Source organism: Flavobacterium sp. DG1-102-2 (assembly GCF_033042555.1).
Classification (GTDB): Bacteria; Bacteroidota; Bacteroidia; order Flavobacteriales; family Flavobacteriaceae; genus Flavobacterium.
In genome coordinates, this window is the sequence record NZ_JAWLIK010000009.1 from 101,042 (window position 1) to 121,324 (window position 20,283).

The window sequence follows — 20,283 nt, forward strand, 5'->3', positions numbered from 1 at the left end:
TATTTAGAATATGAATATAGATATATTGAACAAATACGGGATATCATTTCATAAGCAGGATAATGGTTTTCTTAAGGTAATTGCTTCAAATTCTAATCTTGATCTCGCAATTTTACTTAACAGATATACAGCGCACAAGTCTACAATTCCAGATCTTTTAGCTACAATCAATTTAGTGCTTTCCGGAAAGTATAATGAAGTATTGCAATCTGAAAAAGTGACCTGGTATGAAAATCTTGGTACAGACATTTACACAGGCATAATACAAAGCAACCTGACTTTTGATGTATTTATTGAGGATCATTACGATAAAACTTTAGTGACATATCCGCTTATAGATATTAAGGAAATATTAGTCCTATTACTCCATTTTTTGACACATAATAATCAATTCCCTACGGGAAATTCATAGTCCCATCATATTATTTCTACCAACATTTAATCGCTACGCGATATCCTTCCAGTCTTAAACCACTACATTTCCCGTTAGGGAAATAATATCGGTAGAAAAAAAAAGCGCTCTTTCATTTTTCCCATAGGGAATTAAGCAGCACGACTAACCGTGTTAATTAAAAGTTAAACACATATACCTCCTACCCTTTCCAAAAACCACACAACGCAACTGTAAGAAATAAATTAAATTATTATTAACAGGAATTCGTCATTTGGCAGAAATCATTAAATATCTCGATTTTTGCAGGTTTGCTGTTTGTTGTATTTTTAAAGAATTATAATACAATTTTTATTAATGCATGAACACACCTATCACAACCACTTTCAAAAAAATCTTTATGCTCCCTTTATTCCTCCTTGCCGTTACGGTAACAGGCTGCAGCGATGACGACGGCGGAAGTACCTCCCCTGCAAAACAAGGAACACTTACCTGCAAGATAAACGGTGTTGCACGCGACTTTAGTTATATGGTAAGTGCCAACGACAAACCGTCTGAAGAAGTGGTTCACTTTGTGACCATAAGCGGCCACGAAGAAGACGATTTTACATCACCAGGATTTGGTTTCCAATTGGTATCTGAAGAGGGTGCTACAACCACAACATATACGTCGGCTGACTCTGAATTACACGGCACATACTACATACAGAATCTTGACAGTAACGGAAACATTACCGGCACCACTACATACCATGGCAACGGAAGTGACGGAACAAGCTTTACCATGAAGGTAACCACCCTTAATGAATGGGGCGTGGAAGGAACATTCTCAGGCGTACTGCAACTTACCGGCGGCGAAGAATATGTTACCATTACAGATGGTGTATTCTCTGCACCGTACAACGGCAATTAACATCATTTCTATTTTTACACATACAGGTTATTAACGGAGAGCCCTCATATCATAAGACATGAGGGCTTTTCAATTTACTTAAAATGGTTCACCTGCTGGTCCATTATCATTTTAAATCATTCTTTTAATAAAATTATTTTACCACGGTAGCTTCAAGCTCTACGGTAAGCGTTTCAAACAAGCTCTTTACCTGAAATACCGTTGTTGCCTGTTTAATGCCGTGCTTTGCTACCCATTCCTGAAGGATGGGAAAGTTGGCAAACAATTCTTCCTCAGATGTCGTGTATACATTTAACCTTACGATGTTTTTAGCCTCATAGCCCGCCGTACTTATTACCTTTTCCAGGTTATCTATAGCCAGCAGCAGCTGCGTTTTCATATCGGCATTGCTCGATGTACCGTCGGCATGCACCGCGGCCTGCCCTGCACAATATAATGTTGCCTGAACATTCTTTACCTCAACAGCCTGAACATAGCTGCGCCCGTCCTGCCATTGCCACGGACTGAATTCTCTCTTTTCCATTTGTTTTGCGTTTTTAGTCTGCGACATTGCCGGCACGATCGTTACTAGTGTAAGTGCTAAAATTTTTACTGCGTTTTTCATAACTGCATTGCGATTTATACACTACAAAATTGCAAAGAATAAGAGGTATGGGACTATGACATTAGTCACAGATACCATGTGAGGTTTATCACGCTAGTTAGAAAGCCTGCTCAGCGTTTCGCGCGAAACACCCAGGTAAGAGGCAAGCATTGATTTTGGCACACGTTGGAATAGTGAAGGGTAACGTTCCAGCAATTGTTCATAGCGTTCTTTTGCGTTGCTGGTAATAAGGGAAAGTATGCGCTGCTGCGAACCTATATGTCCGCCATTAGCTTTTTCAAGGAAAAAGTGTTCCATTTTATGCATTCCTGCACACAACTTTTTATAATCGTCAACAGCGATGCAAAACAGCTCTGTATCTTCAAGGCATATCAGCGACATGGATGCTTTTTCCTGGTTATATAACGCTTTAAAGTCGCTTTCCCACCAGTCTTCCATGGCAAAGGCAACGATGTGTTCTTTGCCCGAAGCATCGGTATGCACAAGCTTTAAAAGCCCCGAAACCACAAAATAAGCATAGTGTACAGTTTCGCCGGCCTGAATTACAAACTGATGTTTTTTATATTTTTTGGTAGAAAAATGAGAGCGGACGTAGACAAACTCTTCATCCGTAAGCGGCACTATCTTTTCTATATGTTCCCTGAGCACGCTGTCCATAGCATCAGAGGATATAAAAGATGAGTCCAAAGTTGAGCGATTTTAGCGTAAGCTTCTGGTCGCTGTCTACGATGGGTGCGTTGTTATATATTGGCGTTAAGCCGTAATAGGCATAAAAGTTCCAAGTATTCCATCCGGCTGAGATATAGGCACCATACACAAAGTCGTTAAGGTTCTTATCATTCCTGACCTTTACCGGCGGACTGTCGCCGGGTTTGTAAAGTGTTTTATCGGCAAAAAGGTAACTTACCTTAACCCCAAGGTACACCCTCCAAAATTTATGGCTTATGGAATCGCTGTTCCTCCAGCGCAGTTCTAACGGCACTTCAAGGTAGTGCAGCACCAATTTGTTCTTATCAAAACTTCCTTCCTGTACGGGCTGGTAGCTATTAACGCCGTTCTCTATGGGCTGAACGATAAAGTTATGTTTTATGTTATTGTACGAATAGCCAAGTCCGGCCGCAATGGCATACGTTCGCTTTTTGTTTATGGGCATATCCCTCAAAAAGCCTACAGTAAGTGCCGTAGAAAAAGAATATTGCGAATAAAGCCCCGGTTTGCTCTGAACCATGTTATAAGCTACAGACGCATACATTTGGTCTTCCCTGTATTTTGGGTCGGCAACGGGTATTATGCTGTCCAGCTTAACGCTGTCACGCACCTTGGTCTCAAGGATTTGCGCCGATGCGCAAAACGACAGTAAACTCAGTAAAAACAATAGCGTAGACCTCATAGTTACAGTGCATGATTCTTATCTTACAAAGATGCAAAAGTTTGCGCAATAGTTTCAGGCTTACGCAAAAAATTTAAGAATAAACAAACAGTCCCGCACGGGTACGGGACTGTTCTAAGAATAGATGTATATAGAGACGGCCCTAAAGCCGGATTGCCAATTATGAAACACCATTCATAGCCAGCAGTGCCTCTTCGGGGCTTGCAAGGCTAAACTGGTACATATCTTCAGTCTGGCCGGTACGTATCTCAAACCTGTCTAACCCAAAACCATCAATGAGGTCTTCTACAAGTACCGATGGTGCAATGCCTTTTTCGCCGCCAATCTCGGCAGAGAATGTAGTGTTTACCAATGGTGGCATAAGCTCAAACACCTTTACAGTTGTATCTTTTAGCGCAAGGCGAAGTGATTTGGTATACGAATGCAGCGCAGCCTTACTCGCCGAATACGTTGGTAAATGCTGGGTAGGTACAAACGCCACGATAGACGATACATTAACAATTGCACTCTCTTTTTGGGCGCTAAGCAGCGAAAGCAATTTCTCCGTCAGTCGTATTACCGAAAGATAATTGGTAGCTATTTCGTCTGCTGCTATTTCATAAGCGCCGCTGCCTGTACCAAGATTGTGTACTGCTGCGCTGCCTGCGTTGTTAATTAGTACATTCAGGTCAGGGAATTCTGCTGTAATACGGTTTACAAGGTCATCAACGCTTGCAGCATCGCTTACGTCAAACGGTATTGCGGTAACATTGCCAAGCTCGGCAGCCGCTTTGTTAAGGCGCTGTTCATCCCTTCCGGTAATGATCACTTTATTGCCAAGCGCCGCAAACTGGCGTGCCATTTCTAAACCTATACCTGCACTGCCGCCGGTAATTAATATTGTATTTGCTGTTGTTTTCATTTTATAATTTGATTTATTTTATTTTTTCAGAAAAGCAAGCTTTGTCACTTTGCGACTTTGAAGCTTTGCAACTCGTTATACTTTCTTAAATATAGAAGTAGCCGTATGCCCGCCAAACCCAAAGGTGTTGTTCAGGACATAGTTTATAGTTCGTTTCTCTGGTGTGTTGAGTACCAGGTGCAGCCCCTGCGGAATTGCCGGGTCAGGGTTTTTGAGGTTGATGGTAGGCGGAACGATATCGTTCCTGACTGCCAGTACGCTAATGATGCTTTCTATGGCACCCGCTGCCCCCAACAGGTGACCGGTCATGGATTTTGTTGCGCTTACGGCAACATCCTGACCTTTAAAAACGGCATGTATGGCATTGAGTTCGCTAAGGTCGCCCACAGGTGTAGACGTAGCGTGAGCATTTATATAGTTTATATCGGATGGCTGAAGGTTGGCATCTGCTAATGCCTTTTCCATTCCTAATCGTGCGCCAAGCCCATCGGCGGGTGTTCCGGTAAGGTGATACGCATCTGCTGCCATACCGCCGCCTACGATCTCGGCATAGATATTGGCGCCGCGGGCAATGGCATGATCCCAATCTTCCAGTATCAGTGCGCCTGCACCCTCTCCGGCTACAAAACCATCCCTGTCAGTATCAAAAGGGCGCGATGCTGTTTGCGGACTGTCATTTCGTTTAGACAATGCCTGCGACGCGTTAAACCCTCCAATAGACGATTGTGTAATGGCAGCCTCACTGCCTCCTGCAATCATAATGGTTGCTTTGCCTAAACGGATGGTATCAAAAGCCGAAATAATAGCTGTGTTTGAAGAGGCACAAGCCGACACGGTCGCATAATTAGGCCCGTGCAGTCCGTATTTTATAGACAGCACCCCGGCAGCAATATCCACAATCATTTTAGGAATAAAGAACGGATTGAAACGCGGCGTGCCGTCACCCGAATGAAACTCTTTTAACTGCTCTTCAAAAGTGCCAATGCCCCCATTACCCGAAGCCCAAATTACGCCAACTTCAAAACGTTCCTGCTGGGGCATGGTATCAAAATCGAGTCTGGCGTCTTTCACTGCTTCATCGGCAGCGGCAATGGCATACTGGGTAAACAGGTCGTACTTACGGGCCTCTTTCCTGTCTACATAGCTGCCAATATCAAAACCTTTCACCTCGTGGGCAAAGTGCGTCTTGAATTTAGATGTATCAAATTTTGTTATGGGTCCGGCACCGCTTTTCCCGGCAAGTATGTTCTCCCAAAATTCAGCTACCGAATTACCCAGCGGCGTTATGGCGCCAAGGCCTGTTACTGCTACTCTTTTCATACCTTATTTCTTTATTTCTGTTTTAAGCAGGTTGGTGTACCCTTTTGCAATACATTTAGACCGGTCGGCATTCCATACCTCGCACTGTGCATTTACCACCTGGTTGCCTTTTTTTGTAATTGAGGTCTGTGCCAGTATAACATCGCCTTCCCGTGCAGACGCGAGAAAATCTACCACCAGGTTTATTGACACATAAAAGAAAGGTTCACTATACGATATGAGCGTTGCTCCTATGGCATCGTCTATAATTGCCGAAATGATGCCGCCATGCAGCGTACCAAACGGGTTTGTCATTTCATGCCGTACAGTGTACTGAAATGTAAGGCTGCCCTCTGTCACCTCTACCATTACCGGTTTAAGCCAGCTCATAAATGGCGATGGCGAATCAGTTACTTCTTTGCCCACGCGGTCTTTAAGGAATTGTGCTGCTTCTGAAAACATATATCTTAATTTTATTTTTATACCAATCGGTATATTTTTATTTATAATTACTTATCTACACGAAAAAAATCAAACATTCTGCCCTAAAATATACCGATCGGTATATTTTAGGGTAAAAAATTTTAGGCCGTTATATCGCCTATCATTTTTTCTCCCTGCTTAACGGCAGCTTTAAGCCCGTGCATTTTACCGGTTACTTTTGCCAGCATCATGCCGCCCTCTATAAGGGCAATAAAAGCACCTGCAAAATCTTTTGCATTCGTACCCTGCTTTATCTGGCCCATATCTACACCATGTTTAATAACGTCTTCAATATTTTTGTACCAGTTTTCTATGGCGCCCACCGCCTTAGCCCTAAGCTGCCCATGTGTGTCATCACTTTCTATTGCTGTGTTAAGTACGGGGCATCCGCCGTGCATCAAAGGCAGGTTTACAAAGTCAGAAAATACCGTTAGGTATACTTTAAGCTTATCTACGCTATGCGGTTTTGCCGCCATTCTTATCCTTATCATAGAAGATACTGCACCAAAATTATAATCAAAAGCAGCCAGCGCTACATCATCCTTACTGTCAAAGTTGCCATAAATGCTCCCTTTGGTAAGGCCTGTAGCCTCTATAATATCATTCATGGACGTGCCTGCAAAACCCTTACGGTTAAATATAGGCGCTGTCCTTTCTATTATATACTGTTTTGTTTTTTCGGCCTTAGTCATCATTGCATTATCATTTTTCACACTACAAAATTATACCAATCGGTATATTCTACCAAACATTAACCCATTTATTTTTTCTATGATGCCATAGAGCGATAAATGCCAATCTTAACCTAAATTTTTTCGGGTTGCGGCAAAAATTCGCTAAATTTACTAAACCAATAATCATAAAAATGACGAATATGCAGATCCAGTTTAGTATAGATTGCGCCGATGCAGGCCACGAGAGAATTGAAAATTATTTTACAACCGTAATAAACGAAACGCTTAAACGATTTGATGATAAGATTACAGGCATCAATGTACACCTGGCAGATGAGAACGGCGACAAACCGGGACCTGACGACAAACGCTGCACTATAGAAGCACATGCACAGGGACTAAAAGCTGTTGCCGTAACCAACCATGCCGACACGGTGGAGAAAGCCATTAAGGGCGCTGCCGATAAAATGAAAAATGCATTAGACCACGCATATGGCAAACTGCAAAAAAGCCACTAAGAGAATATTTGATATCCTTATATACCCAAACCCCTCCCTTATCTAAGCGGAGGGGTTTTAATTTGCGTTAATTGCAGTATGTTTGCAACAATAAACCATCACTCATGAGCGCCCTTAAAAACTTATACTCCCCGTCATTTTACGATCGATTATGTGCCGTATTGATTAAATCGCTGCCCGGTTTTGACAAGGATAAATTCATTAGCCTGATCAATTCTGACGGTTTTGAGGATAAAGAATTAAAGGCAAGGATGCGCCATACTGCGATAGTACTACACCATTTTATGCCAAAGGATTTTGGCAAGGCGGCAGATGCCCTGGAGGTTATAATAGAAAATGCACGTAAAGCCAACTTTGGCGAAGACGGATTGGCAAGCATGTTCCTTCCCGATTATATTGAGGTATACGGTATCAATCACTACGACGACGCCGTAAGAGCATTGGAGTTTGTTACCCAATACGTCAGCTGTGAGTTTGCCGTACGTCCGTTCCTGATAAAATATGAGGACAAAATGCTGAAGCAGATGCTTGCATGGTCGCTGCACGACAATTATAAAGTGCGCCGTTTTGCAAGTGAGGGCGCAAGGCCAAGACTACCATGGGCTATGGCGATACCCAGCCTGAAGAAAGACCCATCGGCGGTTTTGCCTATTCTGGAGAACCTTAAAAATGACCCGTCTGACTTTGTGCGAAGAAGCGTTGCCAACAATATTAACGACATTGCCAAAGACCATCCTGATGTTGTTTTGGCGATTGCCAAAAAATGGAAAGGCACCAGCGCGGCAACAGATGCCATTGTAAAGCACGGCAGCCGTACCCTTTTAAAACAAGGCCATCCCGAAATACTTAAACTGTACGGACTTGATGCTACGCATATTGCCCACGCCGGTTTTGAGGTGCTTACTCCCGTCGTAAAACTGGGCGATAGCGTAGAGTTTACCTTTACTATAGAAAATAAGGATGACAAGCCGCAAACCGTTCGCCTTGAATATGGATTGTATTATATGAAAGCCAAAGGCCACCTGGCAAAAAAAGTATTTAAGATAAGCGAAAAGACCTATCAGCCGGGCGAGAAAGCAGCAATATTGAGAAAACAATCGTTCAGGGCTATTACTACGAGGGTATTCCATTTAGGCGAACACAAAGTATCCCTTATCATTAATGGCGAAGAAAAAGAGATCGCAGCCTTTGAGCTTATCACTTAATTACGATTTCTTCTTTCTGTTTGTAAAAGGATCATAAGAGAACCCAACGCTAAAATAGCCCGTACCGTCCTGGTTGGTAGAGAAGATATAATCGTTTGTAGACTCTCCCCTCTCGGTAATCCTTGAGTTGAAAACATTGGCAAGTCCCACCTTTGCAGTACCTATAAGCCCGTCGCCAAACCAGTGTTCATACGTTACGCCCGACCTCAGCTCCAGCTGTCGGTAATCATACACCTTTGCAAAGCCCGGCGCAGAAGAGTTCAGGTAAAAACCATCTGCAATAAGTTCTGTACCAATAGATATCCTACCGTTTTCAAACACATTGTGTTTTAAGAACAATCTTTGCGGCAGTATGATATCAGCAATCCAACCGTTATTAAATTTATGCTCCAGCGTAAACACAGGTGCTGCCGGCACCGGCGAGGCAGGGTCTATCAAAACAATAAGGCCTGCTGTTATCTTGGTCTTTGCGTTGGCTTTTAGCACAAATGTTCCGCCTACAAAACCTTTTATACGCTGTGCATCTTTCTCTGTACCATCGGCAATAAAGCTGGCATTATAGATAAACATTTTTTTAAACAATGTTGTAAAGCCCGTAAAGCTTACGGCTGCCGAAAGGTAATGAAAATCGTTGCTGCCGTTATAATAGGTCTGCGGTGCCCCGCTAAAATCTTTTACCTGCTCCAGTTCGGCATGCTCATATTTATATGATGCCGATGCGGTAATATTCCATTTTGGCTTCATGATAACCGGAATGTTTGCAGCGATATTTAGCTTTGACTTGTTTTTAATACGTCCGCTTATAAAGTCATCGCCCAGCAATCTGCTGTCAAAATCCTGTGGCAGGTACTGCACATATTTCACGTCAAATACCCTCGCAAACGGAAACTTATCGGCGATGGCCGACTGTGCCTTTTGCTTATTGGTTTCGGTATCCTGTGCGGCTGCATTAAGGCATAGCAATGCCGATGAAACTAAAAACAGCGTTTTTTTCATGATTGGTTGGATTAATGCCCCCGCACTTAACGGAGGCCGATTTGATTGATGATTGAACTTCTACAGTTTGTCTGACAGGTTTTTGCCCAGGTAAAGCTCCAGAAAATCTTTGCGAAACACATCGCCAATAGGTATCTCTGAATTTTTTATATATATGGTGTGGTTATCAAAAGAATCTATGTGGTTTATGTTTACAAGGTACGACTTGCTAACCCTTGCAAACAGTGCAGGATTTAAATGGCTATGGATGGTCTTAAGGTTCATGGCGGTAATTACCTTGTTATCTTCTATATAAATAACCGCATAATCCTTTAATCCCTCTATATACAATATATCCTTAAACAGTATCTTATGATAACGCCTTTCTGATTTAATAAGCATAAACTCGGCGTCCATGCTTTCCATAGAGGCATTTTGTCCGCTTAACAGCTCATGGTAGCCAATGGCTTTTTGCACCGCCTTGTACAGCCGCTCCTTATTAACGGGCTTTACAATATAGTCTATAGCCTCTACCTCATAGCTCTGCAGTGCATATTGAGAGTAGGCTGTTGTAAAGATTACCAGTGTTTCCTTTGGTATGGTAGATGCAAACTCCAAACCCGTTACGCCCGGCATCTGGATGTCAAGAAAGATGAGGTCTACCTTATTGTCCTGCATAAACTCGCGGGCTTTTTTTACCCCGTTAAAGCTGCCGGTAATAGTAATACCCGCCACATCCTGAAGCTGGAGCAGCATGCCTTCGCGCGCAAGCGGTTCGTCGTCTACAATTATACAGTTCATAGTGGCAGTATCAGGTTAACTTCATATTCGTGTTCATCGTTGCGTATATCCAGTGTAAAATCTTTTCCGTACAGCAGCTCCAGCCTTCGCTTCACGTTGGCAAGGCCCAGGCCTCCGCTCTCTGAAAGTACCAATGGCTCTGCCGCTTTAGAATTGATACAGGTAAAATGCAGTTTATCGTCAACTATTGTAAACCCGGCCTTTACATACGATGGATTATCAAGGTCTATGCTGTACTTTATGGCATTCTCTATAAAACAGATAAACAAACTCGGCGGCAGGCTAATCGATTTAAAACTATCCTTATCATATTCACTGTTATTTACCGTAAGCTCAAACGTAAAATCGTCACGCCTTATTTTTTCAAGCTCCATAAAATCGGTCAGAAACTGTATTTCAGACGATAATTGCACCGATGCCGCATTGTTCTCATAGAGCTGGTAACGCAAAAAGTCTGACAGCTTCACGATAATAAGCGATGCCTTTACAGGATCTTTTGTAACCAGCACATTAACATTATTGAGCATATTGAACAAAAAATGCGGATTGATCTGGTTCTTTAGCTCCTTTAACTCCATCTGCAACGTTGCTTTTTCCAGCTCTGCCATCCTGGTCGTATCTACCTTCCATTGCTGAAACAGCTTTATCGCTGTAGATGAGAATACCGTAAGGGTAAGAATATTGGCTGCAGCCAGTATCTCCCTCCAAAAGCTCAATTTTATCTGCTTTGGTAAGATCCTGTGAGGGTCAAAATACATAATATTGATCTGCCTCATTACAGAGAACGTAACGACTATAAGCCCGGTAAGCGTTACTATGTACGTAAAATATTTCCCCTTAAAAAGCTGGTAGGGCACCAAAACATACATATTAAAATATACCATGGCAAGAAAATAGGCCATCCACATTATGCGTATGTACAGGTAATAATTTCCGTTATACTCTCCTGCTTCTCCCCCGTCCAAAAGCGTAAGTATAAGGTACAACCATATCGTAAAATGGCGGTATACCCTGTATTTAGGCTCTACAAGAAAATCTACAAAACCATTTTCTGTACAATATATCGCTTTTACTTTCTGCATAGTATTATAATCAGTGCGAAGTACGTTAAAAACCTTCGCGTTAAAAACTTATTTATACCAAACGGCATTTATATTATACAAAACACTTTTCCTGTTTTGTGCTTTATGTGCAAAAACAGGTTTGGTATAAAATACCTTCGGTTTGGTATAAAATTAAGCATGGCAGTCCATATCGCATTTAAATTTGAGTAAAATATTTATGTTATGGACGCAGGGACTATAGAACAATGGATTACCGAAATAGAGAACGATGCCGCTTACCGTAAAGATAAAAGGATAGAAGACCTTATTAATTTATGGAAGTTTGCTTCTATTTATAACTCCGATGCCGAAATAACAAAAGACGGACAGATGGCTGCTGGCCATGAGGACGCCTTTAAGGTAGATTTTATGGACATCTGTCTTAAAGAAGCTCCTAAAAGCGATACGTTTGAGAACGTATGCGGTGAGATAGCCCCTGCGCTTAACCTTATGGCCGACTACTACATACTTCTTAACGAACAGCAAAACAACCTTACTCCCCAGAGCCTTACCAACCTGCACCGCGAGATGCTGGATGCCATTCAGGGTAAGCTGGTGCTGTACAAACACGTTAAGCAGATCACTAAAGTTGCAGCATCATCTGCCGGCATACATACCAACCTTAAAGTAAAGGATTGCGGCAGGGAACACATCTCGGCCCTGCTGAAACAAAAGAAATACACACGCTCATCAGGCAAATGGATGGTGCTCGTGCTGGACAGGCTTGTAAGCCAGTGCGACGCCTTTTACCTTGACGATACCATCTTTAGGCTGCCATTTAAAACAGGATACCAAAAACTTTTCCTGTTTGACTTTTATAAAGGCGAAATTATCGAACTGCCTGTTGCCCGATAATCAAAAAACCCCTCTGCATCGCTGCACGAGGGGTCTTTCTTTTTATACAAATTCTCTCAACAAAATGCTACCAGAAGAAGGTGTAAAGCGCAGCAATAACTGCAGTTACTATAATAGCACCCACAGCAAAGCTGTTTGATACCTTAAACATAGACGTGTCTATCTCAAGGCCGTTTGTAGCTACACCTTTGCGCGTTTCTTTAACGCTTATAAAGAACATGCCCGTTACACAGATAAGGAACACAAAGCCCATCCTGTCGATAAACGGAATTTCGTAAATACCTTCTGCATTCGGAACCGAGAAGCCCCAGTCGTAAAGGAACGACAGATCCATAAAGCCCGGAAGAAACTTAAAGAATACCGAGAATATAAACCCGCCTATCATGGCAAACAATGCTGCTGTAGGCGTTGCTTTTTTCCAGAAGAAGCCAAGTATGAACATCGCGAAGATACCCGGGCTCAAAAATCCTGTAAACTCCTGTATGAACTGGAATCCTCCTTTTTTATCTATACCCATAAACGGAGCGATAAGTATAGCGATTATCATGGCAGCGATAACAGTTATCTTACCTACTTTAACCAGTTTTTGCTCGTTAGCCTCTACATTAAGTTTTTGCTTGTAGATATCAAGCGTAAAGATCGTTGCAATACTATTTGCCTTACCGGCAAGCGATGCCACGATTGCTGCTGTAAGCGCTGCAAACGAAAGCCCTTTTAATCCTGACGGAAGCAGGTTAAGCAGTACAGGATAGGCACGGTCAGGGTTAAGTTCGCCACCCTGCAGCATCTCCGTCTGGAAACCGCCCTGCTGGTGCAGTACATACGCTGCAATACCCGGTAACACCACGATAATAGGCATTAACAGCTTAAGGAACGATGCAAACAGGATACCGCCACGTGCCGTTTTAAGGTCGGCGCCAAGGGCACGCTGCGTAATGTATTGGTTACATCCCCAGTAGTTAAGGTTAATGATGATCATACCCCCTATAAGTACCGACAACCCCGGAAGATCGGCATAGTTGGTATTTGTCTTTTCAAATATCATGTGAAAGTGGTCGCTGGCATGGGTAGTCATATAGCTAAAGCCATCTACCACACCCGAACCTCCAAATTTATCGGCTACAAGGTTAAGTGCAAGGTACGTTGTTGCAAGTCCGCCCAGTATCAGGAAAAATACCTGGATAACATCGGTATACCCGATAACCTTCATACCGCCCAGAGTAATAAAGATAGAGAAGATGGCAAGGAACGCCATACACAGGTTAAGGTCAAAACCTGATATACTGCTTATGGCAAGTGCACCAAGATACAGGATAGAGGTAAGGTTTACCACTACATAAAGCAGTAACCAGAATACCGCCATGATCATGGCAACCGTACCGTTGTAACGCTGGTTAAGGAACTGCGGCATGGTAAATATCTTATTTTTAAGATACACCGGGATAAAGAAAACGGCCACCACAATAAGCGATATTGCCGCCATCCATTCGTAAGTGGCAATGGCAAGGCCCATCTTAAAGCCGCTGCCGCTCATGCCGATAAATTGTTCTGCGCTGATGTTACTCGCAATAAGCGATGCGCCAATAGCCCACCATGTAAGTGAGCCTTCTGCTAAAAAGTAGTCGTTACTACTTGTGCTTTCCTTCTTTTTCCGGTTGTATATCCAGAATCCGTATCCTACAATGAGCACAAAGTAGAACAAGAAAACGATATAGTCAGCAGTAGATAATGCTTTCATAGTTTAACGTGTTTGTTGTTTTTTGGTTAAAGTGTTTGGGTTTGGGTATTAGGGTGTTTTGGTTTTGTAGTGAACCTCAGAAAGGCCTCTGAGGATATCGGCACTTTTCTCGGGAGAGATATCCCTTTGTGCCTCGGCCATCATTTCGTAGCCTACCATAAATTTCTTTACAGAGGCAGAACGCAACAGCGGCGGGTAAAAATGCATGTGGAAATGCCATTCAGGATGCGGCTTTCCGTCGGTTGGGGTTTGGTGGATACCCGATGAATACGGGAAAGACGTTTCAAAAAGGTTGTCATATTTTACCGTGATCCTTTTTAATATCTCGGCAAATGCCTGTGTTTCCTCTTCGGTCATTTCGGTAATATTGCCAAAATGCCTTTTACTTATTATCATGGTCTCATACGGCCATGTAGCCCAAAAAGGAACCACAACGGCAAAATGGTCATTCTCTATAACAACACGCTCTTTTTTTGCAAGCTCTTCGGTAAGGTAATCTGCCAGAAGGCTTTTCCCGTTCTTTTCGTAGTAGGCTAAAAGGCTTGCCTGTGTTTTTTCGACCAAAGTAGGGAGCGACGACTGCGCCCATATCTGCCCGTGCGGATGCGGGTTGCTGCACCCCATTACACTGCCCTTGTTCTCAAAAATCTGAACATGGTTTATATAATCCTTGCTGCCAAGTTCTCTGTATTGCTGTTTCCATGCTTCGGCTACCTTAACCAGCGCGCTTACCTCCATTTCAGGAATGGTAAGGTTGTGTTTTGGCGAAAAGCATATTACTTTATTAATGCCCCTTTCCGGCTTTAGCTGAAAAAGAGATGAAGTGTCGGGTGTAGTGACCGCGTCCGTAAGCAGCGACGGAAAATCGTTATCAAAAACAAAAACGTCGGTATACTGGTCGTTGCGCACTCCGTTAGAGCGCAGATTGCCTGCACACAGGTAACACTCAGGGTCATACTCCGGCAATGCTGTATTTGCAGCAGCTTCTTTTTGTCCCTGCCACGGCCTTTTGCTGCGGTGTGGAGATACCAGTACCCACTCCCCTGTTAACGGATTGTATCGCCTGTGCGGATGCTCATTATTGTCAAATACCTGCATATTAATCTTTATAAAGGGTTGTACCTTTTGCTATTTTTATTTTGTACGGCTCAAGGCTGATGCCGAATTTATCTTTATATTCCCTGCTTACTTTTGCAATAAGGGCATCTTCTGTACCTTTTCTCACAAGGTTTATGGAGCAGCCGCCAAAACCGCCGCCCATCATGCGAGAGCCAAGTACATCTTCGTTATTTCGCACTGCATCTACAAGGAAATCGATCTCCTCGCAGCTTACTTCATATTCTTTAGAAAGGCCGTCGTGTGTAGCAAACATCAATGCGCCAAGCTTAGCAAAATCTGAAGCCTCGAGCGCATCTACCGCATCCAGCACACGCTGTATTTCCTGAACCACAAATAAGCAGCGGTTGTATATGGTCTCGCCCAGTTTTTCACGCTGTGCCTTTACCTGCTCCTCATTACAGTCACGGAAGGTTTTTACTCCGGGATAAGCCTCTTTTAAGATCGCCAGCCCCTTTTCTACCTCCTGCCTGCGCACGTTATAGCCCGATGTAAGATGGGTGTGTTTTACGTTACTGTTCAGCAATAATAGTGAATATTCTTTAAAATCTGCTTTATGGTATTCATATTCCAGTGTATTGCAGTCCAGTTTTATCACACTGCGCTTTTTACCAAATACGCTGGCAAACTGATCCATAATACCGCAATTTACACCTACAAATGTATGCTCAGATTTTTGGCCTATCAGTGCAATATCTTCTTTAGAAAGGCCCAGGCCAAACATATGATTGAATGCATAAGCGATACCGCACTCTAATGCAGCCGAAGACGAAAGACCAGACCCCATAGGTATTGTACTGCTGAAAGCGATGTTTACACCCTTAAGGTTTTTGCTTCTGTCTTTTAGCTGATGGATAACCCCAAGTATGTAGTTAACCCACATAACATCGGTTGGCTTAAGCTCATCGTTAAGGTCAAACGTATAGGTTTCGTCAAGATCTTTGGCAATAAGCGTGCATTTAGAGCTGCCCGACGCTGATATACCAAAGCATATATATTTATTGATCGCTGCCGGAAGCACAAAACCATCGTTATAATCTACGTGCTCGCCTATAACATTTATTCTTCCCGGAGAAAGGAATACGTGCTGCGGCGCTGTGGCAAAAGCACTTTCAAAGTATTGTTTTACCTGATTTACTAATTTCTTTTTCATTATATCGCTGGTCGTTTATAACTGTTCAAATTTCCAGATGGTTTTCTGGGTATAGGTTTCCCCTTTGCGCAATATGGCATTAGGAAAATTAGTATGGTTTGGCGCATCAGGATAGTTTTGCGTTTCAAAGCAAATACCGCTGTTTGCGTGGTATTCTGCGTCTTCTTTGCCTTTTACCTGCCCAAAACAATTGCCGCCCACATAAATATGCACCGATGGCTGGTCTGTATACACCGTCATTTTTAGTCCGGTGCTCTCGCTTTCAAGGGTTACCGCCGGCGCCGAAGCATCGGTAAGGGCAAAAGAATTATCTATAGACGCAGGGCATCCCGCCGGAGATGTAAAGTCAAATCCCTTATCTGCCGCTTTTATATATTTGCCCGTAGGTATGCCGTCTTCGGTAATCTCAAGGATTGCCGGGGTATTTACCATAAGCTGCTGCGTAAGTACATTGCCCTTATGCCCATCAAGGTTAAAGTAGCTGTGCTGGGTAAGGTTTATAACCGTATCCCTGCTGCTTTGAGCTTTATAGTCAATCTTGATTTCGTTGTCCGGCGTAAGCGTATAGGTAACTTGCGTAACCAGTTCACCCGGAAAATGCTGGTCGCCATCCGGGCTGGTATATTCAAAAGTTATTGAGGCGTTATCTGCCTCCTGCTTCACTTCTTTTACCTGCCACACCACACGGCAAAAACCTAAATGCCCACCGTGAAGCGTGTTCTCATTATGGTTCTTGTCAAGATTATACTGCTGTCCGTCAATAGTAAAGGCCGCATTGGCAATACGCCCTGCATAACGTCCTATAACTGCACCAAAGTAAGGCGGGCTTGGCACTGTGTACGATGCTAAGTAACCCTCAACACTATCAAATCCTAAAACCACATCGGTCTTAACCCCATCTTTCCCTGTTACCAGCAACGAACTTATAGCTGCACCATAGGTAATGAATGTCACCTCTAGCCCCTTACTGTTTGTAAGTGTGTAAGAATGAACAGCTGTACCATCCGGCAGGGCGCCAAATAATTTCGCAATACTATCAGTTGTAAAATGAGAAATGTGATTTTTTTCCATAATTTTATTATCGAATCAGCACCAAAAGTAAAAGTTAATCTCAATCAGTCATACCAGTACCTACCAGTTTTTGTATATTAGCCACCAGTTTACCCAATACTATGAAAATAATAAACATTGACAGCCGCAGCAGCCTGCCCAAGTACAAACAGATCATCTTATCGATAGAAACATCTATTACCGAAAAGCGCCTGAAGCGTGGCGATAAGCTGCCCTCTGTAAATAAAGTGGCATTAGAATTTTCGCTGTCAAGGGACACCGTACTGCTGGCTTATGACGAACTGAAGAAACGAGGCATAATCTATGCCCGGCTTGGAAAAGGCTATTACATAAAAAGCGAGGAATTCAGTTTTGAGCAGCGCATCTTTTTATTGTTTGACGAATTCAACTCCTTCAAAGAAGACCTGTACAATGCCTTTATAGAAACAATGGCAAACAATGCACAGATCGATATTTTTTTCCATTACTTCAGCATTGACGTCTTCAGGAAACTTATCAATGAGAATAATGGCGACTACTCCAAGTACATCATTATGCCCACTACCCTTAAGGGTGCTGCTGCAATTATAAAAACCCTGCCTAAGAACGATGTGTTTATTCTTGACCAGACCACTGCAGAACTGAAAGACTACCCATCGGTACACCAAAACTTTGTAAAGGATATTTACAACGCCCTTACCGCGGGACAACAGAAATTATATAAATACAAAAAGATGGTACTTATATTCCCCGCTTTCAAGCAGCCGCCCGGCATGGCCGAGGGATTTACTAAATTCTGTACTGATAACGGAATAAGGCATGAAATAATTCCCGATTTTGAGAACCGTATCCTGCTGCCCGGTGAAGCCTACGTTATCCCTAACGACCGTCACCTGGTTAGCGTGCTGGAACAGGCCCGCGATAAAAATTTACAGATAGGCAAAGACATTGGCATAATATCTTACAACGATACGCCGCTAAAAAAAGTTGTGGGCAACGGTATTACCACCATTTCTACCGACTTTACCGAAATGGGCCACCTGCTCGCCGAAATGATTCTAAAACAGGCTAAAACACAAATAGAGAATAAAAGCAGATTGATTGAGAGGGGGTCGTTATAACCTCACCCCCAGCCCCTCTCCGAAGAGTAATAGCCCATCATTTGACAGATGCATTTAAGGGAGTATCATTTTGGTTATTAATATGTCAAAATTAGTTTTACTGTCTTTGTGATTATACCTGAAGGTAAATTCGTTTAAATAAGCCTGTAGATGCTTTATGGATACTTTATGGTATTGACCATATATGCCTCTTTTTAGCAATGTCCAAAACCCCTCTATGGTATTGGTATGATATTGTCCCCTTGCATATTCTTCTTTATTTTTATTTAGTACCTGATGCTCTTTATAGTGCTTATCCAAGCCTGCATATCCTCCAAAACCATCGGTAACCAGACTGGCATCAGGAGATACAGTTTGTTGAATAATTGGCTTGATCGTTTTGCCATGTGCTTTTTCAAGAACTTGTAATTTTAGGCGCCCATCACGTTCCAATAGCCCTATTACAGGCTGTTTGTGCTGCATTCCTGTTATATTCCGACCGCTATCGCGTCTGTCCTGGCGCTTGCCCTTGGAGTGATTCCCCTTCGCTCCTCCAATATAAGTTTCATCAATCTCTATTATGCCATTGAATAAATCAGTGTCATTTCCTTCATCCATTGCTTTTCTAATACGCATTTGCAGATACCAGCCTGTTTTACGGTTAACACCAATATCGCGGGCCAGTTGAAGAGAAGACAGGCCTTTTTTTGCATTTAAAATTAATGCAATGGCAAAAAACCATTTGTTTAATGATAGCTTTGTGTCTTCAAAAATAGTTCCTACAAGTACACTATAACTACGATTGCAGCTATTGCATTGATAGCGTATTGTACCTTTGCGCTTCGTATTCTTTTTACTTTCGCAATAAGGGCATATAGGCTCGTTTTGCCAACGGATATGCTCAAGATAACTTATACAGGTTTCCTGATCAGGAAACTTTGTAAATACTTCTATTATATTACTCTCCGAAGGAGAGGGGAGCAACTGTACTCGTGAATCGATTAGCGCATGAGTAAGTCGGCATGATTTCCCCTCTCCATCGGAGAGGGGTCAGCGGTGAGGAAAAAGAATGGGCTGCCTCACGTCTGAGACAGCCCATTCTCCGGAGCGTTTAAATCACTCCCTCTAATTTTCTATAAATATTCCGTTTCTACTAAGCTGTATCCTTTGTACTTTCTTCGTGTACTTTGTGGTTAAAAAATCTAAAACTCAAAGTTAAAACCTTTCTTCGTCAGCTTTTCGTAGATCTTAGGGTCAAATTCATAAAGCTCTGCGGCGCGGTGCGAAACGTCTTTTTGTTTTTCGCCAAGGGCAACCAGAAGTTTCATACGCAGTATTTTTCTCCTGAAGTTCGATTTATCCATCTCTACCCCCAGTATTTCTTCATACAGCTGCATCAGCTCAAAAAGGGTAAATTTTTCGGGAAGCAGGTTAAAACCTATCGGCGCCTGTTTAACACGGGTTTGCAGATTGGTCAAACTGTAATTTAATATCTGGTTATGATCGTAGATAAGGCTGGGTACATCTGCAATTTTATACCATTTGGCATCAGATGCCGTAAAACCGGCGCGAATGTTATAGTCTTCCCTTTTTACAAGGGCATAGTAGCCAATGGTAATTACGCGTCCTAGTGGAAAACGGTCGGGTTCGCCAAAAGCCTTTAGTTGCTCCAGGTAGATATTATCAAGTCCCGTAAGGTCGGCAAGCAGCCTGTGGGCGGCATTATCAATGCTTTCATTTTCCAGTATCCATCCTCCGGGAAGACCCCATTCGCCTTTTCGGATACCCTCACCGTGCTGTACAAGCAGCACCTCAAGGCTGCCCTTATCAAAACCGAAAATAACACTGTCTATGGTAATCGCGTTTATCACTGAACGCTCTGAGACTTTGCCCGATTCTTTATCTATAACTTTCTTTGCCATCATTCGCATTTAAAACCCAACGAATATAGGTATTTTTTCAAAATAACCAACAAACCTTATTTTTTTGAACATCTGCTAACAAACTAACCCAC

The 20,283-nt window shown here is 42.8% G+C and carries 22 protein-coding genes; 6 read left to right on the forward strand and 16 right to left on the reverse strand.

Annotation, left to right across the window (positions count from 1 at the left end; all coding sequences use genetic code 11):
• The first annotated feature begins 10 nt into the window (after positions 1-10).
• Together R1T16_RS13515 and R1T16_RS13520 are read left to right on the forward strand one after the other, a co-directional pair.
• The gene (locus tag R1T16_RS13515) at positions 11-412 is read left to right on the forward strand and encodes a hypothetical protein (protein WP_317501645.1); all 402 of its coding nucleotides are present in this window, start codon (positions 11-13) and stop codon (positions 410-412) included.
• Positions 413-791: 379 nt separating this feature from the next.
• Entirely contained in the window at positions 792-1,304 is a 513-nt protein-coding gene (locus R1T16_RS13520; RefSeq protein ID WP_317501646.1) for a hypothetical protein, read from the forward strand.
• A gap of 133 nt (positions 1,305-1,437) precedes the next feature.
• Here R1T16_RS13520 and R1T16_RS13525 read toward each other — a convergent pair whose 3' ends face one another.
• The 7 genes from R1T16_RS13525 to R1T16_RS13555 all read right to left on the reverse strand — a co-directional run bounded on the left by R1T16_RS13525 (position 1,438) and on the right by R1T16_RS13555 (position 6,694).
• Positions 1,438-1,827 (reverse strand): RidA family protein, encoded by a 390-nt coding sequence (locus tag R1T16_RS13525; RefSeq protein WP_317501719.1) that lies wholly within the window; start codon positions 1,825-1,827, stop codon positions 1,438-1,440.
• Positions 1,828-2,001: 174 nt separating this feature from the next.
• On the reverse strand, positions 2,002-2,565 hold the full coding sequence (locus R1T16_RS13530; protein WP_317501720.1) for a Crp/Fnr family transcriptional regulator: 564 nt from the start codon (positions 2,563-2,565) through the stop codon (positions 2,002-2,004).
• 4 nt (positions 2,566-2,569) lie between these two features.
• Positions 2,570-3,298, reverse strand: coding sequence for a porin family protein (locus R1T16_RS13535; protein WP_317501647.1), 729 nt, complete (start codon positions 3,296-3,298; stop codon positions 2,570-2,572).
• A 160-nt stretch (positions 3,299-3,458) separates the two neighbouring features.
• Positions 3,459-4,199, reverse strand: a complete 741-nt coding sequence (locus R1T16_RS13540) for an SDR family oxidoreductase (RefSeq protein ID WP_317501648.1) — start codon at positions 4,197-4,199, stop codon at positions 3,459-3,461.
• Between the two features lie 75 nt (positions 4,200-4,274).
• Positions 4,275-5,519, reverse strand: a complete 1,245-nt coding sequence (gene fabF / locus R1T16_RS13545; protein WP_317501649.1) for a beta-ketoacyl-ACP synthase II — start codon at positions 5,517-5,519, stop codon at positions 4,275-4,277.
• A gap of 3 nt (positions 5,520-5,522) precedes the next feature.
• Entirely contained in the window at positions 5,523-5,960 is a 438-nt protein-coding gene (locus tag R1T16_RS13550; RefSeq protein ID WP_317501650.1) for a PaaI family thioesterase, read from the reverse strand.
• Positions 5,961-6,082: 122 nt separating this feature from the next.
• Positions 6,083-6,694 carry a TetR/AcrR family transcriptional regulator gene (locus R1T16_RS13555; RefSeq protein ID WP_317501651.1) on the reverse strand — a complete coding sequence of 204 codons (612 nt, stop codon included), beginning with the start codon at positions 6,692-6,694 and terminating at the stop codon, positions 6,083-6,085.
• Positions 6,695-6,855: 161 nt separating this feature from the next.
• On the opposite strand from R1T16_RS13555, the gene R1T16_RS13560 reads away from it, so the two are divergent.
• The gene (locus tag R1T16_RS13560; RefSeq protein WP_317501652.1) at positions 6,856-7,173 is read left to right on the forward strand and encodes an HPF/RaiA family ribosome-associated protein; all 318 of its coding nucleotides are present in this window, start codon (positions 6,856-6,858) and stop codon (positions 7,171-7,173) included.
• 104 nt (positions 7,174-7,277) lie between these two features.
• Positions 7,278-8,378: a DNA alkylation repair protein gene (locus tag R1T16_RS13565; RefSeq protein WP_317501653.1), complete on the forward strand. Its 1,101-nt coding sequence runs from the start codon at positions 7,278-7,280 to the stop codon at positions 8,376-8,378.
• Here the strand turns inward: R1T16_RS13565 and R1T16_RS13570 are convergent, their stop codons facing one another.
• Genes R1T16_RS13570 through R1T16_RS13580 form a run of 3 tightly spaced genes read right to left on the reverse strand, consistent with a single transcriptional unit; the run spans position 8,379 to position 11,236 of the window.
• Positions 8,379-9,374 (reverse strand): hypothetical protein, encoded by a 996-nt coding sequence (locus tag R1T16_RS13570; protein WP_317501654.1) that lies wholly within the window; start codon positions 9,372-9,374, stop codon positions 8,379-8,381.
• Between the two features lie 60 nt (positions 9,375-9,434).
• Positions 9,435-10,154, reverse strand: coding sequence for a LytTR family DNA-binding domain-containing protein (locus R1T16_RS13575; RefSeq protein WP_317501655.1), 720 nt, complete (start codon positions 10,152-10,154; stop codon positions 9,435-9,437).
• Positions 10,151-11,236: a sensor histidine kinase gene (locus R1T16_RS13580; RefSeq protein WP_317501656.1), complete on the reverse strand. Its 1,086-nt coding sequence runs from the start codon at positions 11,234-11,236 to the stop codon at positions 10,151-10,153. Before R1T16_RS13580 ends, R1T16_RS13575 begins: the two co-directional genes overlap by 4 nt.
• A gap of 204 nt (positions 11,237-11,440) precedes the next feature.
• Between R1T16_RS13580 and R1T16_RS13585 the strand changes: the two genes are divergently transcribed.
• Positions 11,441-12,112: a hypothetical protein gene (locus R1T16_RS13585; protein ID WP_317501657.1), complete on the forward strand. Its 672-nt coding sequence runs from the start codon at positions 11,441-11,443 to the stop codon at positions 12,110-12,112.
• Positions 12,113-12,179: 67 nt separating this feature from the next.
• Here R1T16_RS13585 and R1T16_RS13590 read toward each other — a convergent pair whose 3' ends face one another.
• Genes R1T16_RS13590 through R1T16_RS13605 form a run of 4 tightly spaced genes read right to left on the reverse strand, consistent with a single transcriptional unit; the run spans position 12,180 to position 17,190 of the window.
• Positions 12,180-13,850, reverse strand: a complete 1,671-nt coding sequence (locus R1T16_RS13590) for a sodium:solute symporter family transporter (protein WP_317501658.1) — start codon at positions 13,848-13,850, stop codon at positions 12,180-12,182.
• Positions 13,851-13,898: 48 nt separating this feature from the next.
• Positions 13,899-14,948 carry a UDP-glucose--hexose-1-phosphate uridylyltransferase gene (locus tag R1T16_RS13595; protein ID WP_317501659.1) on the reverse strand — a complete coding sequence of 350 codons (1,050 nt, stop codon included), beginning with the start codon at positions 14,946-14,948 and terminating at the stop codon, positions 13,899-13,901.
• A 1-nt stretch (position 14,949) separates the two neighbouring features.
• Positions 14,950-16,119 carry a galactokinase gene (gene galK, locus R1T16_RS13600; RefSeq protein ID WP_317501660.1) on the reverse strand — a complete coding sequence of 390 codons (1,170 nt, stop codon included), beginning with the start codon at positions 16,117-16,119 and terminating at the stop codon, positions 14,950-14,952.
• A gap of 15 nt (positions 16,120-16,134) precedes the next feature.
• Positions 16,135-17,190 (reverse strand): aldose epimerase family protein, encoded by a 1,056-nt coding sequence (locus R1T16_RS13605; RefSeq protein WP_317501661.1) that lies wholly within the window; start codon positions 17,188-17,190, stop codon positions 16,135-16,137.
• 101 nt (positions 17,191-17,291) lie between these two features.
• Between R1T16_RS13605 and R1T16_RS13610 the strand changes: the two genes are divergently transcribed.
• Positions 17,292-18,290, forward strand: coding sequence for a substrate-binding domain-containing protein (locus R1T16_RS13610; protein WP_317501662.1), 999 nt, complete (start codon positions 17,292-17,294; stop codon positions 18,288-18,290).
• 54 nt (positions 18,291-18,344) lie between these two features.
• Here R1T16_RS13610 and R1T16_RS13615 read toward each other — a convergent pair whose 3' ends face one another.
• Both R1T16_RS13615 and R1T16_RS13620 read right to left on the reverse strand, forming a co-directional pair.
• Positions 18,345-19,253: an IS1595 family transposase gene (locus tag R1T16_RS13615; RefSeq protein WP_317501663.1), complete on the reverse strand. Its 909-nt coding sequence runs from the start codon at positions 19,251-19,253 to the stop codon at positions 18,345-18,347.
• A gap of 218 nt (positions 19,254-19,471) precedes the next feature.
• Positions 19,472-20,191: an NUDIX hydrolase gene (locus tag R1T16_RS13620; RefSeq protein WP_317501664.1), complete on the reverse strand. Its 720-nt coding sequence runs from the start codon at positions 20,189-20,191 to the stop codon at positions 19,472-19,474.
• Between the last annotated feature and the right edge of the window lie 92 nt (positions 20,192-20,283).